Source organism: Actinophytocola sp. (assembly GCF_035942955.1).
GTDB lineage: Bacteria > Actinomycetota > Actinomycetes > Mycobacteriales > Pseudonocardiaceae > DASYTH01.
Genome location: NZ_DASZCQ010000095.1, coordinates 1 through 15,896 on the forward strand (window position 1 = coordinate 1; position 15,896 = coordinate 15,896).

Genomic DNA, 15,896 nt, shown 5'->3' on the forward strand with positions numbered 1-15,896 from the left:
GCGACCTGGGCGATCGGCTTGTTCGTCTCGCGGACGATCCGGACCGCTCCCTCACGGAACTCCCGGTCGAACCGCCGTCGCTTCTCCGGCATGGCGCATCATCCTCATAGTCCATGCCTCCACGGTCTGGGGGGAACCTCACCCGCTCACCTGATCTCGAATAGTGATCGTTAGAGCGCGATATGTAATCGAACCTAGAAGCATCACCGGGAGGGGTGTACCGCCATCCGGCGGGGCCTGTTGCTGCGCGCTGCATCCGGCCGTCCATGGTGTGTGCACTACCCTTGACATGCGTACGGCCAATCGTGCAGTCGTGCGGCCATGGTGACTCTGACCAGGACTTCAAGGGGATTGTTTGATGCCAAGGACGCTTGTGCGTGATCTTGCCGCGCACATTGGCCAGCAGGTGACCGTCTACGGATGGGTCAACTCGCTGCGCTTGCAGCGCAAGCTGCAATTCGTGATCGTGCGGGATCACACCGGCCTGGTGCAGGTCACCCACAAGCGGCCCGATGGCGGCGGCGAGTTGGAAGAGTTGATCGAGCACGGCATGCCGCCCGAGTCGGCGATCAAGGTAACCGGCATCGTGGTTGCCAACGAGGTGGTCAAGCTTGGTGGGTTGGAGCTGGTGCCCACGTCGATCGAGGTCGCGGCCAAGGCTGACACGCCGTTGCCGATCGACAAGCAATCCGGGATCGAGCACCGGTTGGACTGGCGGTTTCTGGACCTGCGCCACCCCGAGCACCGCGTGATCTTCGAGGTGCAAACCACGTTCGAGCAGGCCATCCGCGAGTTTGCCTACGCCGAAGGGTGCACCGAGCTACACACGCCGAAGCTGATGGGCACCGCGTCCGAGTCCGGCGCGGAGGTGTTCAAGGTCAAGTATTTCGACACGACCGCCTATCTGGCCCAGTCGCCGCAGTTCTACAAGCAGATGGCCATTGCCGCCGGGATCGACAAGGTATTCGAGATCGGCCCGGTGTTCCGCGCCGAACCGTCGTTCACCTCCCGACACACCACCGAGTTCACCGGCATTGACCTGGAGATCGCCTGGATTGACGGCGTTGAGGACGTGATGCGGTTCGAGGAACGCATGCTCGCTCATGCGCTGGCGGCGGTGCACGAGCAGCACGGCGCGCAGATTGCCGACCTGTTCGGCACCGAGCTAGTAGTCCCCACCGTGCCGTTCCCCCGCTACACCATGGCCGACGCGCTCAAACTGCTGCGCGAACGCGGTTGGGATCCGTCCGGTGCCAAGGTCGATTTCGACCCGGAAGGCGAGCGCACGTTCTCGGCCATCGTCCAGGAGCGGCACGGCCACGAGTTCGCGTTCGTCACCGAGTACCCGATCTCGATTCGCCCGTTCTACCACCTACGGCCGGCTGACAACCCGGCAGTGACCGAGAGCTTTGACCTGTACTGGAAGGGCATCGAGATCACAACCGGCGCCCAGCGTGAGCACCGCTACGACGTGCTGGTCAAGCAGGCCCAAGAGAAGGGCATGAAACTTGACCCCCTGCGGTCCTATGTGGATTGCTTCCGGTTCGGCACCCCACCCCACGGCGGGCTCGGTGCCGGGCTGAACCGGATTCTCATGGTGTTGCTCGGCCTGGACAGCATCCGCGAGTCCACGTTCCTGTTCCGTGGCCCGAACCGCCTAGAACCCTGACCGACGCACCCACGACCGCGTGAACGCGCCTCTGCGGCGCAGCGACACCAACGTGACGGCCCGCTCGGACACCGGCCGCGGCCGAGCACGCCCTTCCGGCATGCGACCCCGACAAATTCAGTGGGGACGGCGGTGCGCGGTGACGATGCACGCGTGGGCGTCGAACCAGACGCCGTCGTCGGTGGCGTGGGCGGCCAGGGTCGCGCGGAGGCGGTCGAGGGCCCGCTCGGTCGAGGCGGGGTCCAGGCCGGCGAGCAGGTCTCGAGCGCTGGCCAGCACGAGCACCTGCTCGCAGGCCGCACCAGGGTCCGGGCCGTAGTAGACCGGCTCGTGCACGTCGGTGAAGTCGACGTCGGAAAAGCCGGCCGCGGACAGGATCTTCGCCACGACGGCCGGGTCGGCGAGGGAGAACGCGCCGGGCCCGGCGGCCGCGGGCAGCTCCCGGCCGGGCGCCAGGGCCTGGCGGACGGCGGTGGACCACTCCTGGCGGTCGGCGGACTGCCAGACCAGCATCACCAGGCGCGCCCCCGGCCGCAGGGCGCGGGCGATGTTGGTGAACGCGGCGACCGGGTCGGCGAAGAACATCGTGCCGAACCGGCTGATCGCCAGGTCGAAGTGGGCCGGCGGAAAGGGGTGGGTCTGCGCGTCGGCCAGCTCGAAGGCGATGTTGCGCAGGCCCTCCTCGGCGGCCCGCCGCCGGGCGACCTTGAGCATCCGCTCGGACACGTCCACGCCCACCGCGCTGGCCGCGACCCTGGCCGCGTCGCGGGTGGTCTGGCCGGTGCCGCAGCCGATGTCCAGGACGCGGTCACCGGGGCCGACGGCGAAGGCCGCGCGCAGCGGCTCGGTGTACCGCGCCAGCTCGGCGTCGTAGTCGAACAGTCCGGCGGAGCTTCCCACCCGCCGGAGTATGGCACCACACGGGCTCGAGCGTGCCGTGACAGGATGCATGACGTGCTGCGTTGGTTGACGGCAGGGGAGTCGCACGGGCCCGCGTTGGTCGCCGTGCTGGAGGGGATGGTCGCCGGGGTCGAGGTGACCACGAAGGAGCTGGGTGAGCAGCTCGCCCGGCGCCGGCTCGGGTTCGGTCGCAGCCCGCGGATGGGGTTCGAGACCGACCGGGTCGAGTTCCTCGGCGGGGTCCGGCACGGCGTCACCCAGGGTGGGCCGATCGCGGTCCGGATCGACAACGCCGAGTGGCCGAAGTGGGAGAAGGTCATGGCGGCCGACCCGGTTGACCGGGAGGAGCTGGCCGGGCTGAGCCGCAACGCCCCGCTGACCCGGCCGCGGCCCGGTCACGCCGACCTGCCCGGCATGCAGAAGTACGGGTTCGACGAGGCCCGGCCGGTGCTGGAGCGGGCGAGCGCACGGGAGACCGCGGCGCGCACCGCGCTCGGCACCGTGGCCCGCGAGTTCCTCTGGCAGCTGCTGGGCGTCGAGGTGATCAGCCACGTGGTGTCGATCGGCGCCGCGCGGGCCCCGGACGGCGACCTGCCGGGGCCGGACGACCTGGCCGCGATCGACGAGAGCCCGGTGCGGGCGTTCGACCCGGCCGCCACCGAGGCGATGGTCGCGGAGGTGGAGGCGGTCAAGCAGGCCGGCGACACGGTCGGCGGGGTGATCGAGGTGATCGCCTACGGGCTGCCGCCGGGCCTCGGCTCGCACGTGCACTGGGACCGCCGGCTGGACGCCCGGCTGGCCGGCGCGCTGATGGGCGTGCAGGCCATGAAGGGGGTCGAGATCGGCGACGGCTTCACCACGGCGCGCCGGTGGGGGAGCAGGGCGCACGACGAGATCGACCGCACCGAGGGCGTGTCCGGGGTCAGCCGCCGCTCCAACCGGGCCGGCGGCCTGGAAGGCGGCATCACCAACGGCGAGCCGCTACGCGTCCGCGTCGCCATGAAACCGATCTCCACCGTCCCCCGTGCACTGTCTACAGTGGACGTCCAAACGGGAGAGCCGGCGGTGGCCATCCACCAGCGCTCCGACGTCTGCGCCGTCCCCCGCGCCGGCGTCGTCCTCGAGTCCGTCGTGGCGCTCATCCTGGCCGACGCCGCCCTGGAGAAGTTCGGCGGCGACTCACTGGCCGAGACCCGCCGCAACGCCGACGCCTACCTCAAGGCGTTGCAGGAATGGTGGGGCTAGCCGAGCAGCAGCACCGCCACGCCGACCAGCACGAAGAACAGCGCCACCGCCACCACGGCCAGCCACCGCAACGAGCGATGCGCCAAGCCCTCCGGCTGGAAAGAGTCAAGCCACTCGGACTCCCACACCTGATCAAAGTTGGTGTTCGGGAGTGGGCGGGTGCGCAGCCCCACGATGCAGTGGGTGTGCAGCCCCACGATGTGCTGGGTGCGCTCCGACATAGGTGCGCTGCCGCGTAGCGTCGCGTTGATGTCGGCGAGTTCGGCGGCAACCACCCAGCACCGCGAGCACTCCCGCAGGTGCCGTTCCACCTGCCCGGTATCGCCTCGGGACAGCCCATCCCGGATCCAAGCGCCGAGCCGGAGAATCGCCTCGCGGCAGGACTCCTCGGCGGTGTCGGCGAGATGCGCTTGGAGGTAGGCACGCCGCAGGCCTTCCCGCGCTCGGTAGGCGAGTGCCGATACACCGTTGGGGGTCAAGTGGAGCATCGGCGCGATCTGGGCAGGAGTGCGCTTCTCGATCTCGGTGAGCCAGAGTACTTCCTGCCATCGGGCAGGCAACTGGGCGAACGCCCGGCTCACCAGATCACGCTCGAACGCCGCGAAGACCGCCTCCCGGACCGGTTCCGAGGGCGGCTCCTGGACGCCGGTGACATCGTCGACCAGCGTCAGCCGCCGATCCTGGTTCGCCTTGTCATAGGCGGCATTGCGCAAAGTCATCAGCAGGTAGGCGCGGAACGCCGACTTCGGACCCCGGCCGGCGTGGATGGCCGTCAAAACCCGGGTGAACGCCTCGGAGACCAGGTCTTCGACGTCGGTCGGTGCAGCGGCGAGCCGGTGAGCAAGCCAGCGCGCGCTCGCCAGGTGGCGCTGGTACAGCACCTCGAAGGCGGACATCGAGCCGTTGCGGACGGATTCGACCAGCTCGGCGTCGCTGGGCTCGTGGATCTGGTCAGGCGCTGTGGACACCGGACCCCCTGAGGCGTGGCGGGGACATGGACGGTGCATAGACCGGCGTCGCCACCCAGTATGACGTCCGCGTCACGATCCGTGTGGTTTCCGGTCGGTGGGCCATGTCTTGCGTCGTGACGAGCGCGCTCATCCTTCTGCTGCTGCGGTTTGCGCCGGTGGTGCTGTTCGTGGCGTCGGTGCTCGCCCATCACCGGTGGCGGGTCCGCGTCGACGATCTCGAGCGGCTCATCCGGGCGTGTCGGGGGCGGCCGGTATTCTCCGCGCGTGATGTCGCAGGGACCGGTGGTGGTGCTGGTCGGGCCGCCCGGCTCGGGGAAGACGACGGTCGGGGAGGGGCTGGCGAAGGCGCTCGGGGTGGAGTTTCGGGATACCGATGCCGATGTCGAGGCGGCGGTGGGGAAGCCGATCAGCGTGATCTTCACCGAGGACGGCGAGGCGGCGTTCCGGGCGGAGGAGGAGCGGGCCGTGGCCGCGGCGCTCGACGGGCATTCCGGCGTGCTGGCGCTCGGCGGGGGATCGGTGCTGTCGCGGCGGACCCGCGGGCGGCTGGCGGGGCATTCGGTGGTGTTCCTCAGCGTCGGGCTCGCCGAGGGGGTGCGCCGGACCGGGCTGTCGACGGCCCGGCCGTTGCTGGCCGGGGTGAACCCGCGGGCGAAGTTCAAGGAGCTGCTCGAGGCCAGGCTCCCGCTCTACCGGGAGGTCGCCACCGTGGAGGTGGCCACCGACGACCGGTCCCCGGACCAGATCGTCAGCGAGGTGCTGGACGCGCTCGGGCTTGTCGGGACATGACCGAGCTGGACCGGGCGGAGGTCGTCGCGCACCGCGCCCGGGTGCAGGGTCTGCACGGCGACGGTGCGCTGGACGTGCTCACGATCGGCGTGCAGGACGCGCCGTCGGGCTCGGCGGACCTGGCGCTGGCGATCCGCACGGGTGATCCACGGGCCGGGGAGGATCCGGACCTGGTGCGCATGCTCAGCATCCGCGGCGCCCCGCACGTGCACCGCCGGGCGGACCTGCCGCGCCTGCGGGCGGCGCTCCGCCCCCGGACACCGGCGGAGCTCATGGTCTGGCTGGGCGGAGCCGGTCAGTCCTTTATGGACTTGGGAGTCGACGCGCTGGCCGTCGTCGACCGGGTCGTCGAGTCGATGAGAGCCGAGTTTCCCGGTGAGCGGGCGAGCAAGGGCGAGCTGTCCGGCGCGATCAGCCGGCTGCTCCCGGCGGCGGCCCGGCCGTGGTGCGACCGGTGCGGGGTGGAGCACGTTCTCGAGGGTCTGTTCCGGCTGGGCGCGTTCCTCGCCGGCCTGGAGCTCGAGCGCGGCGACCGCAAGTTGATGTTCAGACTGGGGCCGCCGCCGTCCTCGGATGCCGCCGACGACCCCGGCTACCTGGTGCGCGAGTTCGCCCGCCTGGCCGGGCCGGTCGACGCCGACGACGTGCTGTCCTGGTTGGACACCAGGCCTCTGCCGGTGAAGCCGCGCTGGGAGCCGCCCGGCTGGGCCGCCGTCGCCGAGCGGCTGGAGCCGGTCACGGTGGGCGGCGACAGGCTGCTGCGCTGGCCCGGGGCCGCCGGCGCGCCGCCGCCCCCGCCGGTGGTGCTGCTCCCACCGCGCGACCCGTACCTGCTCGGCCACCGCTCGCTCGTCGTGCCCGACCGGGAGATCGCCAGGCTGGTGTGGCGGGCGCAGGTGAGTCCCGGCGTGCTGCTGGTCGACGGCGAGGTACGCGGCATCTGGCGGCAACGCGTCTCGGGCCGCACGATCTCGCTGCACCTGACGCCGTTCGGCAAGCCCCGCAAGGGAATCAGGGCCGCCGTCGACACGGCGGCCGAGCTGGTGGCGGCCGTCCGCGGGGCGGGCGCGCCGCATCCTCACGTGGTCTGGGAGTCCTGATCGTCCGCGGGCGCGCACCCCTCGACCAGGTCGATGGCCGCGACCAGAGCGTCGCCGGCGGCGTCGAACAGCTCGGCGGCCTTGGTCGCGTGCACGGCCGCCTGGTGCAGCCGGGGCTCCCCGGCCTCGGCGCCGAGGGACCGCAGCGGGGGAGCGGCCCGGTTCTCCAGATGCCACCGGCGGCTGGCCGCCTCCATCCGGGCCTGCCACAGGAGCTTCTGAATACGGTCCAGGTGCGCGGATTGCATGGTGCCTCCGTCTCTTTGGGACGACGGCACCCCACTATCCAGTTGAGAACAACCGCACTGAATTTCTCGATGCGATCATGTGAGCACTCACAGTTATCATCGGAGAGTGCTCGTGAAGGCGCACAAGAAGCCACCGTTCCGCCGCCGGCGGCTCGGCAAGCGGCTGCGGACCATGCGGGAAGCCGCCGGCCTGACCCTGGAGACGGCCGCGCCCAGGCTGGACCTGACCCGCAGCTCGCTGTTCCGCATCGAGAGCGGCGCGACCCGCGCCACCGTGCACCTCGTCCGGTCGATGATGGACCTCTACGACCACTACGAGGAGGGCCTCCTCGACGCCGTCCGCGACGCCGTCAAACCAAGCTGGTTCACCAAGTACGGCATCCAAGACGTCGGATACATCGACGCGGAGACCGAGGCGAGCCGGGTCTACGAGTACTCAGGTATGCAGCTGCCCGGCCTACTGCACGCCGAGCCGTACATGCGCACACTATTCGAGCGCTCGCTCCATCGCCGAACCCCGGAGATGTTGGAGAACGACGTCACCGTGCGGTTGATCCGCCAGCAACGGCTCACCAGCGTGGACGACCCGCTCGAGCTGGTGGCCATCATCGACGAGGCGGCGCTACGCCGGGAGATCGGCGGCGCGGAGGTGATGCGCGCACAGCTCCACCAGCTGGTCGAGATGGCCGCGCTGCCCACGGTCACCCTCCAGGTGCTGCAGATGGACGGGTGCCCGCCCGCCGCCATGAACGGCGGGTTCATCCTGCTCGACTTCCCCGATCCCGACGAGCCGGAGCTCCTCTACCACGAGTATGTGACCGGGGCGCTGCACATCGAGGACGAGAACGAGGTGCGCGAGGCTAGACTGGTGTTCGACTCGCTTCGCAGCGAGGCGCTCAATCCGGCCGACTCGGTGGCCTTGATCGAGCAGATCGCCGCCCTGCGGTACGTTCAACTGTGAGAGAGGCGGTCACAGTGTCCACAGTGGACCTCTCCTGGCTGGTCTGGCGCAAGAGTAGCCGTAGCTCGGACGCCCACAACTCCAACTGTGTTGAGATCGCCTTCGTGGACGCCATGTCGTGGCGCAAGAGCAGCCGCAGCTCGGACGCCCACAACAGTGCCTGCGTCGAGATCGCCTTCGCCGGACCCCTCGTCGCCGTGCGCGATTCCAAGAACCCCACCGCCGCCCTCGCCTTCCCGGCCACCGCGTTCACCGCCTTCCTCCGCTCGGCCTAGAGTTCAGCGGCGTGACAGATCAGCCGGTGCGGATCCGGGTGGCCACGGAGCATCCGTACGACGTGGTGGTCGGGCGCGGGCTGCGCGGGGAGCTGAGCGCCGCCGTCGCGGACGCGTCCAAGATCGCGATCATCCACCCGCCGACGCTGGCGACCGGCGCCGAGGCGCTGCGCGACGATCTGGTGTCGGGCGGGCTGGACGCGCACCGCATCGAGATCCCGGACGCCGAGGACGGCAAGGCGCTGTCGGTCGCCGGGTTCTGCTGGGAGGTGCTCGGCCGGATCGGGCTGGACCGGCGCGGCGTGATCGTGGCGCTCGGCGGCGGCGCGGTGACCGACCTCGGCGGGTTCGTGGCCGGCACCTGGCTGCGCGGGGTGCGCCTGGTCAACGTGCCGACGACGCTGCTGGGGATGGTCGACGCCGCGGTCGGCGGCAAGACCGGGATCAACACCGAGGCCGGCAAGAACCTCGTCGGCGTGTTCCACGAGCCGGTTACCGTGCTGGTCGACCTGGACACCCTGATCAGCCTGCCGGCCGCCGAGCTGGTCGCCGGGATGGCCGAGGTGATCAAGGGTGGGTTCATCGCCGACCCGAGGATCCTCGAGCTGATCGAGGCCGACCCCGCGGCCGCCCTCGACCCGGCCGGCGACGTGCTCGCCGAGCTGGTCCGCCGCAAGATCCAGGTCAAGGCCGACGTGGTCGCCGCCGACCTGCGCGAGTCGAGCCTGCGGGAGATCCTCAACTACGGCCACACCCTGGCGCACGCGATCGAGCGGCGGGAGAACTACCGCTGGCGGCACGGCGCCGCGGTCAGCGTCGGCCTGGTGTTCGCCGCGGAGCTGGCCCGCCGGTCCGGCCGGCTCGACGACGCCACCGCCGACCGGCACCGCGCCGTGCTGACGTCGATCGGGCTGCCCACCCGCTACGCCCCCGACGCGCTCCCCGAGCTCGTCGAGATCATGTACGGCGACAAGAAGACCCGGTCCGGCGTGCTGCGGTTCGTGGTGCTCGACGGGCTGGCCAAGCCGGGCCGGCTCGAGGGCCCCGAGCCCGAGCTGCTGGTCGCCGCGTACGCGGCCGTCGCCGGGGAACCGAACCAGAACGGGGGAGAGGCGCTGCGATGAACGTGTTGGTGCTCAACGGTCCCAACCTCGGCCGGCTCGGGTCGCGCGAGCCGGTGATCTACGGCGACGACACCTACGCCGACCTCGTCGCGCTGTGCGAGGCCAGCGGGCGCGAGCTGGGCATCGAGGTCGAGGTCCGGCAGACCGACCACGAGGGCGAGCTGCTCGGCTGGCTGCACCGCGCCGCCGACGACGGCGTTCCGGTCGTGCTCAACGCCGGCGCCTGGACCCACTACTCGATCGCCGTCCGGGACGCGTGCGCCGCGCTCACCGCGCCCCTGGTCGAGGTGCACATCTCCAACATCCACGCCCGCGAGGAGTTCCGGCACCACAGCCACATCTCCGCGGTGGCCACCGGGGTGATCGTCGGCCTCGGCATCCAGGGCTACCCGCTCGCCCTGCGCTGGCTGGCGGAGAACGCGAAAAGTTGACCGGCGGGCTACACCACGTCGAGCTGTGGGTGCCGGACCTCGCCGAGGCCGAGCGCTCCTGGGGCTGGCTGCTCACCGAGCTGGGCTGGACCGAGCACCAGCGCTGGCCACACGGGGTGAGCTGGCGCCTCGGCGCCACCTACCTGGTCTTCGAGGACTCGCCCGACCGCTCCGGGGACGCACACGAGCGGCGCCGGCCGGGGCTGAACCACCTCGCCCTGCACGCCGGCCCGCCGGACCGGGTGGAGCGGCTGGCCAAGGAGGCCGCCGAGCACGGCTGGCGGCTGATGTTCGCCGACCGCCACCCGCACGCCGGCGGACCCGACCACTACGCCGCCTACCTGGAGAACGAGGCCGGCTACGAGGTCGAACTGGTGGCCAGCTGACCCACCCGCACCGGTGTGTCCCGCCCTCGTGCAGCCATGTTCCGCCCTCGTGCAGCCATGTTCCGCCCTCGTGCAGTCGTGTCCGGACTAGAGTCCGGTCCGTGACCGAGCTGCCGACCATCGGGCCGCCCCCGAAGGAGCGGGCCGACGCCGCGCGCAACCGGGCGCGCATCCTCGACGCGGCCGCGCGGCTGTTCCGCCAGCACGGCGTCGACGCCGTGTCGATGGACCAGGTCGCGCAGGCCGCCGGGGTCGGCAAGGGCACGCTGTTCCGCCGGTTCGGCGACAAGGCCGGCCTCGCGGTGGCGCTGCTCGACTCCCGCGAGCGCGAGCTGCAGGCCGCGGTGCTGTCCGGCCCGCCGCCGCTCGGCCCCGGAGCGCCGCCGGCCGACCGGCTGGTCGCGTTCCTCACCCGGTACGCCGAGTTCCTCGACGCGCACCTCGACCTCGTGCACATGTCCGAGACCGCGCGGCCCGGCGCCCGCTACGAGATCGGCGCCTACCGGCTGTGGCACCGGCACGTCGCCATGCTCATCGCCGAGGCGCGGCCCGGCGCCGACGCCGACTTCCTGGCGCACACCCTGCTCGGCCCGCTCGGCGCCGATCAGCGCAAGGCGTTGCGCCGGACGATCGAGCCCGAGCGGCTGCGCGCCGGGCTGGCCGAGCTGGCCCGGTCGATCGTCGAAAGCTAACGCCGAGCACGCCAGGACGATCCCTACACTGACGCCGGGCAGTGACATGAAGGGGCTCGTTCACGCATGCATCGCCGGTTACCGGTCGCGGTGACCGCTGCGCTTCTCAGCGCCGCGGCACTGACCGCGTGCACGACGAGCGAGGCATCCACGGGGCCACCGGCGCCACCACCCAGCGGCACGGCCGAGCAACCGGCCGGCCGGATGGCCGTTCCGCCAAGCACCACCGAACCGCCGACTCCGGAGCTGGCCCCGCTGCGCACCGCCAACGGCCGGCAGAGCCCCGGCGTGATCGCCGCCGGCGGCGGGGACGCCCCGTACAACTACGCCCCCTCGGTCATGGCCGACGGCGGGCTGTACCGGATGTGGTGGTGCAGCCAGCGCGGCATCGCCGGGCCGCCCGGCGACGACATCATGTACGCCGAGGCCCGCACCCTCGACCGCTTCGACCCGGCGACCCCGGTGTTCGCCGGCAGCGCCGCCGGGTTCGACGCCATGCACGTCTGCGACCCGTCGGTGATCAGGGCCGGCCAGACCTACTACATGTATTACACCGGCTCGCCCGGCGATCACGCGCACAGCAACACGATCGGCGTCGCCACCAGCCCGGACGGTCGCGTGTGGACCCGCGCCGGCGAGCCCATCGTGCGTCCGGCGCGAAACGTCAGCAACGACAACGTCTACGGCGCCGGCCAGCCGTCCGCGGTCTACCTCGACGGCTGGTTCTACCTGATGTTCACCGACACCACCGGCCGCGACGCCGGCCACAACGGCGCCGGCCAGTTCGTCCTACGCGCCAAGGACCCCGCCTTCGCGCGCGGCGTGGAGGCCCTCACCCCCGGCGGTTTCCGCGCCGTGCCCGACACCGGCTCCCGCTGGCGCTCGGTCGTCGACGCGTTCAGCGCCGACCTCATGTGGGTCGACGCCCTCGCCGCCTTCGCCATCGCCCACGAGACCGCCGGCGGCACGACAATCACCTTCTGGGACAAGGACTTCCGCATCAACCCCTACCGCCCGATCCTCGTCGAGGGCCCCTGGCGCGAAGGCCCCGGCCTGGTCCGCCGCGCCGACGGCCACGCCGTGATCCCCCTCCACACCCCCTGCGAAACCGTCCCCATCGACCTGGTCCGCGCCACCCGCGAAGGCCCCGCCGGCCCCACCGACCTCAAACACTTCGGCCTCGACCTCATCGACGTCGACGCCTGCGCCACCGCCCCCCGCGCCCTGCTCACCCTCAACGGCTACGCCATGCCCTCCCCGACCCGCACCATCGACTTGATCATCGCCGGCACCATCGTCAGGGTGGACCGCCGCTCCGTAGCCGAAGCCCTCGCCACCCTCATCCTCAACCACCGCATCCCCGCCCTGGACAAGGTCCCGGTAGCCACCCACCTCACCCCCAAACTCCCCGCCCTCCGCGCCCCCGCTCGCGGCACTGCTCTTCTGATCGACAACCACCTCTGGCCCCTCTCCCCCCTCACCGCCCTCGACCGCAACTCCTCCACCATCACCGACATCACCCCCACCCAATGGGACACCTACGACCGTGGCGTCGACCTGGTAGCCCCACCCCGCTGAGCCGCCGGCACCGCCGCGCTCAGTCGACAACCGCGGCCAACGCCCCGCAGCATCCGGCGTCGGCCGGCGCCGCAGCCCGATCGCGACAAACCGATCCCGCGCCACGCGCCACGCGCGCGGCGCGCGCGTCCGGATTGCGCGGCAACGTTGCTTCGCCCATCGGGCTTGGCGCAGGGTTCGACCTCGCGGCACCCTGTATCGACCGCGGAGCCCACCTCATGTTGCGCGCGGTGACTTTCCTTGTGGGGCTTGGCTATGGCCGGGTGTCGGCCCGCCGGCCCGTCCGCGCCGTCTGCCCGCGGCCACCGCGCCGGCTTGGCGGCACCGCCGCGCTCGGCCGAGAACCACGGCCACGGCCACCGCATCTTCCGGGTGTCGGCTGGTGCCGCAGTCCGATCGCGATAAATCGATCCGCCGGCGCGCGCGGCGCGCCGGATTGCGCGGTGATCTTCCGGTTACCTTGCTCCCCGTCGGGCTTGGCGTAGGGGTTCGACCTCGCGGCACCCCGTATCGATCGCGGAGCCCACCTCATGTTGCGCGCGGCGACATTCCTTGTGGGGCTTGGCTCCGATGGAGGGCACGGTGTGTCATGCAGCGTCCCGTTCTCCACAGTGGACGGTTGCCGACGCCAACGCCAACCAACCCGATCGCCGCGCCGCGCTGGCCGCGCGGCGCGCGGCGCGGCGATCGGGCTGTTCGTGGCGATCTTCCGGCGTCCCGGCCGCAGGCTATGAGCGCGGTGTCGACCTAGCTCCTCCGCGCTGGGCGCGTGGCCTGGGGGTGGGGGTCGGCTTCTCCGCCGGGGGCTCGTCCTCGGGCGAGGGTTTCCGTTGCCGGGTCGGGGGTTTGATCCAGCGGCCGGCCAGTAGGCCGAGGCCGGCGGGGACGAAGACGAGGAGGGCGGTGAAGGCGGCGCCGCCGGTCAGCGCGGAGCCGAGCTCGCTGGGACCGGTTTGGTCGACGAAGAGGGCGCGGCCGATCACCCCGAGGATGCCGGCGCCCCAGCCGGTGATGAGGGCGGCGATGAGCCAGGCGGTCTCCCGGCGGGGCACCGCGCGCCAGGTGTCGATGACGCCCCAGACGGCCACCATCCCGACCAGGATGCCGAGCACGATCGCCGCCAGCGTGCTCTGCGACGTCGGGTTGCGCACGGTGAACGCGGCCACGATCGTCTGGGCGGCGCCGTGCACGACGGCGAGCACACCACCGCGGAGCAGCCAGGTTCGCATCGGCTCAGCCTAGAGGCCGGCAACCCGTACGCTGCGGACATGCCCGACATCCACAGCCGCCGCCGGGCCGCGTTGCGGGAGAGTCTGCGGGATATCGACGTGGACGCGCTCCTCGTGGTCGACCTGCGCAACATCCGATACCTGACCGGGTTCACCGGATCGAACGCCGCGCTGCTGGTGCACGCCGCGGACGAGCCGAACGCCGAGGGGCTGACGGTCTTCTGCACCGACGGCCGGTACCTCATCCAGTCCGAGCGGCAGGTGCCCGACCTGCAACGGGTGATCGAGCGCCGCAGTGCGCCCGCGCTGGCCAGCCTGGCCGGCGCGGACGCGAAGAACTACCGGCGGACCGGGTACGAGAGCCACCACGTGACGGTCGAGGACCTCGACGTGCTGACCGGGGCCGCCGGCGACGGCGTCGAGCTGGTGCGGGCGCCCGGGCGGGTGGAGAAGCTGCGGGAAATCAAGGACGACACCGAGGTGGAGGCGCTGCGGATGGCGTGTGCCGCGGCCGACCGGGCGCTGGCCGAGCTCATCGAGCACGGGGGCCTGCGCCCGGGACGCACCGAGCGGGAGGTGGCGCGGGAGCTGGAGAACCGGATGCTCGACCTCGGCGCCGACTCGCCGTCGTTCGAGTCGATCGTCGCGGCCGGGCCCAACTCGGCGATCCCGCACCACCGGCCGACCGACGCCGTGCTGCGCACCGGTGATCTGGTCAAGCTGGACTTCGGGGCGCTGATCGACGGCTACCACTCGGACATGACCAGGACCCTGGTGCTCGGCGAGCCGGCCGACTGGCAGCGCGAGCTGTACGAGCTGGTGGCCGCCGCCCAGGCGGCCGGGCGCGCGGCGCTGCGGCCGGGGGCCGACGTCCGAGAGGTCGACGCGGCCGCCCGGCAGGTGATCGAGAAGGCCGGCCACGGCGACGAGTTCCCGCACGGGCTTGGCCACGGCGTCGGTCTGGAGATCCACGAGGCGCCGCTGTTGTCCAAGATTGGTGACGGTAGACTTTCGGCCGGCATGGCGGTCACCGTGGAGCCGGGCGTGTACCTGCCCGGACGGGGCGGAGTCCGCATCGAGGACACGCTCGTCGTCCGAGACGACAGTCCCGAGCTGCTGACGTTGACCACCAAGCAGCTCGTCGTCGTGTAGATCCACTACCGGGAGAGAACTGTTCCGTGGCCACCACCAACGACCTGAAGAACGGCCTCGTGCTCAACCTCGAGGGACAACTCTGGTCGGTCGTCGAGTTCCAGCACGTCAAACCCGGCAAGGGCCCGGCGTTCGTGCGCACCAAGCTCAAGCATGTGCTGTCCGGCAAGGTGGTCGACAAGACGTTCAACGCCGGCGTGAAGGTGGACACGGCCACCGTCGACAAGCGCGACATGACCTACCTGTACTCCGACGGCAACGAGTACGTCTTCATGGACGGCGAGACCTACGAGCAGATCCACATCCCGGCCGAGACCGTCGGCGACGCGGCGCGGTTCATGCTGGAGAACCAGACGGTGATGGTGGCCACCCACGAGGGCACGCCGCTGTTCATCGAGCTGCCCACCTCGGTCGAGCTGGTGATCAAGCACACCGATCCCGGCCTGCAGGGCGACCGTTCCACCGGCGGCACCAAGCCGGCCACCCTGGAGACCGGCGCGGAGATCCAGGTTCCGCTGTTCCTGTCCACCGGCGAGAAGGTCAAGGTCGACACCCGCGACGGCCGCTACCTCGGCCGGGTCAGTTCATAGTGAGCGGAGCTTGCGGAGCGAACAATTGGACACCGAGCCCGTCGCCGAGCTTGCGAGGCGACAGGTCAGCCAGCACCGAGCTTGCGAGGTGATGGCATGACCAGGCTCGGCGCCCGAACCAAGGCCCGCAAGCGCGCGATTGACCTGTTGTACGCCGCCGAGCTGCGCGGCGAGGACCCGGTGACCCTGCTGGCCGAGCGCCCCACCGAGCCGGACACCCCGCCCCTCAACGACTACACGATCCGCCTGGTCGAGGGCGTCGCCGCGCACCGGGACCGCATCGACGAACTGCTCACCGAGCACGCCGAGGGCTGGACGCTGGCCCGCATGCCCGCGGTCGACCTCGCCATCCTCCGCCTCGGCCTCTACGAGCTGCTCTGGATCTCCGACGTCCCCGACCCGGTGGCCATCGACGAGGCCGTCTCCCTGGCCCGCACCCTGTCCACGGACGATTCCCCCCGCTTCGTCAACGGCGTCCTCGGCCGCATCGCCACGATCGCCGACCGCCTCCGCGCCACGCTGTAGGTGTCGTGAGCCTTTTGTGGGGCCATAGCAC

At 71.2% G+C, this 15,896-nt stretch carries 18 protein-coding genes; 14 read left to right on the plus strand and 4 right to left on the minus strand.

Annotated elements, in window-relative coordinates; genetic code table 11:
- The first annotated feature begins 358 nt into the window (after nucleotides 1–358).
- A complete protein-coding gene (aspS, locus tag VGX25_RS09850) occupies nucleotides 359–1,669 on the plus strand; it encodes an aspartate--tRNA(Asn) ligase (protein ID WP_326917333.1) in 1,311 nt (436 codons plus the stop codon).
- Between the two features lie 117 nt (nucleotides 1,670–1,786).
- On the opposite strand, the gene VGX25_RS09855 is transcribed toward aspS, so the two are convergent.
- Complete coding sequence (locus tag VGX25_RS09855) at nucleotides 1,787–2,569, minus strand: class I SAM-dependent methyltransferase (protein ID WP_326917334.1); 783 nt, start codon at nucleotides 2,567–2,569, stop codon at nucleotides 1,787–1,789.
- 54 nt (nucleotides 2,570–2,623) lie between these two features.
- Between VGX25_RS09855 and aroC the strand changes: the two genes are divergently transcribed.
- Nucleotides 2,624–3,814 carry a chorismate synthase gene (gene aroC, locus VGX25_RS09860; protein WP_326917335.1) on the plus strand — a complete coding sequence of 397 codons (1,191 nt, stop codon included), beginning with the start codon at nucleotides 2,624–2,626 and terminating at the stop codon, nucleotides 3,812–3,814.
- Here aroC and VGX25_RS09865 read toward each other — a convergent pair.
- Nucleotides 3,811–4,710 (minus strand): sigma-70 family RNA polymerase sigma factor, encoded by a 900-nt coding sequence (locus VGX25_RS09865; RefSeq protein ID WP_326917336.1) that lies wholly within the window; start codon nucleotides 4,708–4,710, stop codon nucleotides 3,811–3,813. The two genes, aroC and VGX25_RS09865, sit on opposite strands and share 4 nt — an antisense overlap.
- Nucleotides 4,711–5,052: 342 nt before the next feature.
- Here VGX25_RS09865 and VGX25_RS09870 point away from each other — a divergent pair, with 342 nt between their 5' ends.
- Together VGX25_RS09870 and VGX25_RS09875 are read left to right on the plus strand one after the other, a co-directional pair.
- Nucleotides 5,053–5,574, plus strand: coding sequence for a shikimate kinase (locus VGX25_RS09870; RefSeq protein WP_326917350.1), 522 nt, complete (start codon nucleotides 5,053–5,055; stop codon nucleotides 5,572–5,574).
- Nucleotides 5,571–6,674: a DNA glycosylase AlkZ-like family protein gene (locus VGX25_RS09875; protein WP_326917337.1), complete on the plus strand. Its 1,104-nt coding sequence runs from the start codon at nucleotides 5,571–5,573 to the stop codon at nucleotides 6,672–6,674. Before VGX25_RS09870 ends, VGX25_RS09875 begins: the two co-directional genes overlap by 4 nt.
- On the opposite strand, the gene VGX25_RS09880 is transcribed toward VGX25_RS09875, so the two are convergent.
- Nucleotides 6,653–6,922: a hypothetical protein gene (locus VGX25_RS09880; protein WP_326917338.1), complete on the minus strand. Its 270-nt coding sequence runs from the start codon at nucleotides 6,920–6,922 to the stop codon at nucleotides 6,653–6,655. The genes VGX25_RS09875 and VGX25_RS09880 overlap by 22 nt on opposite strands.
- Nucleotides 6,923–7,028: 106 nt before the next feature.
- Here VGX25_RS09880 and VGX25_RS09885 point away from each other — a divergent pair, with 106 nt between their 5' ends.
- From VGX25_RS09885 to VGX25_RS09915, 7 genes are all read left to right on the plus strand, one after another.
- Nucleotides 7,029–7,883 (plus strand): helix-turn-helix transcriptional regulator, encoded by an 855-nt coding sequence (locus VGX25_RS09885; RefSeq protein WP_326917339.1) that lies wholly within the window; start codon nucleotides 7,029–7,031, stop codon nucleotides 7,881–7,883.
- Complete coding sequence (locus tag VGX25_RS09890; RefSeq protein WP_326917340.1) at nucleotides 7,880–8,158, plus strand: DUF397 domain-containing protein; 279 nt, start codon at nucleotides 7,880–7,882, stop codon at nucleotides 8,156–8,158. Before VGX25_RS09885 ends, VGX25_RS09890 begins: the two co-directional genes overlap by 4 nt.
- Nucleotides 8,159–8,169: 11 nt before the next feature.
- Complete coding sequence (aroB, locus tag VGX25_RS09895) at nucleotides 8,170–9,282, plus strand: 3-dehydroquinate synthase (RefSeq protein WP_326917341.1); 1,113 nt, start codon at nucleotides 8,170–8,172, stop codon at nucleotides 9,280–9,282.
- Nucleotides 9,279–9,713 (plus strand): type II 3-dehydroquinate dehydratase, encoded by a 435-nt coding sequence (aroQ, locus tag VGX25_RS09900; RefSeq protein WP_326917342.1) that lies wholly within the window; start codon nucleotides 9,279–9,281, stop codon nucleotides 9,711–9,713. The genes aroB and aroQ overlap by 4 nt, the downstream gene beginning before the upstream one ends.
- Entirely contained in the window at nucleotides 9,710–10,099 is a 390-nt protein-coding gene (locus VGX25_RS09905; protein ID WP_326917343.1) for a VOC family protein, read from the plus strand. The genes aroQ and VGX25_RS09905 overlap by 4 nt, the downstream gene beginning before the upstream one ends.
- A gap of 101 nt (nucleotides 10,100–10,200) precedes the next feature.
- Nucleotides 10,201–10,791, plus strand: a complete 591-nt coding sequence (locus tag VGX25_RS09910; RefSeq protein ID WP_326917344.1) for a helix-turn-helix domain-containing protein — start codon at nucleotides 10,201–10,203, stop codon at nucleotides 10,789–10,791.
- A 90-nt stretch (nucleotides 10,792–10,881) separates the two neighbouring features.
- Nucleotides 10,882–12,369, plus strand: a complete 1,488-nt coding sequence (locus VGX25_RS09915) for a family 43 glycosylhydrolase (RefSeq protein WP_326917345.1) — start codon at nucleotides 10,882–10,884, stop codon at nucleotides 12,367–12,369.
- A gap of 728 nt (nucleotides 12,370–13,097) precedes the next feature.
- On the opposite strand, the gene VGX25_RS09920 is transcribed toward VGX25_RS09915, so the two are convergent.
- Nucleotides 13,098–13,598: a B-4DMT family transporter gene (locus VGX25_RS09920; protein WP_326917346.1), complete on the minus strand. Its 501-nt coding sequence runs from the start codon at nucleotides 13,596–13,598 to the stop codon at nucleotides 13,098–13,100.
- Between the two features lie 39 nt (nucleotides 13,599–13,637).
- On the opposite strand from VGX25_RS09920, the gene VGX25_RS09925 reads away from it, so the two are divergent.
- From VGX25_RS09925 to nusB, 3 genes are all read left to right on the plus strand, one after another.
- The gene (locus VGX25_RS09925) at nucleotides 13,638–14,750 is read left to right on the plus strand and encodes an aminopeptidase P family protein (protein ID WP_326917347.1); all 1,113 of its coding nucleotides are present in this window, start codon (nucleotides 13,638–13,640) and stop codon (nucleotides 14,748–14,750) included.
- A 26-nt stretch (nucleotides 14,751–14,776) separates the two neighbouring features.
- Entirely contained in the window at nucleotides 14,777–15,340 is a 564-nt protein-coding gene (gene efp, locus VGX25_RS09930; RefSeq protein ID WP_326917348.1) for an elongation factor P, read from the plus strand.
- A gap of 96 nt (nucleotides 15,341–15,436) precedes the next feature.
- Nucleotides 15,437–15,865 (plus strand): transcription antitermination factor NusB, encoded by a 429-nt coding sequence (nusB, locus tag VGX25_RS09935; protein WP_326917349.1) that lies wholly within the window; start codon nucleotides 15,437–15,439, stop codon nucleotides 15,863–15,865.
- Nucleotides 15,866–15,896: the final 31 nt, after the last annotated feature.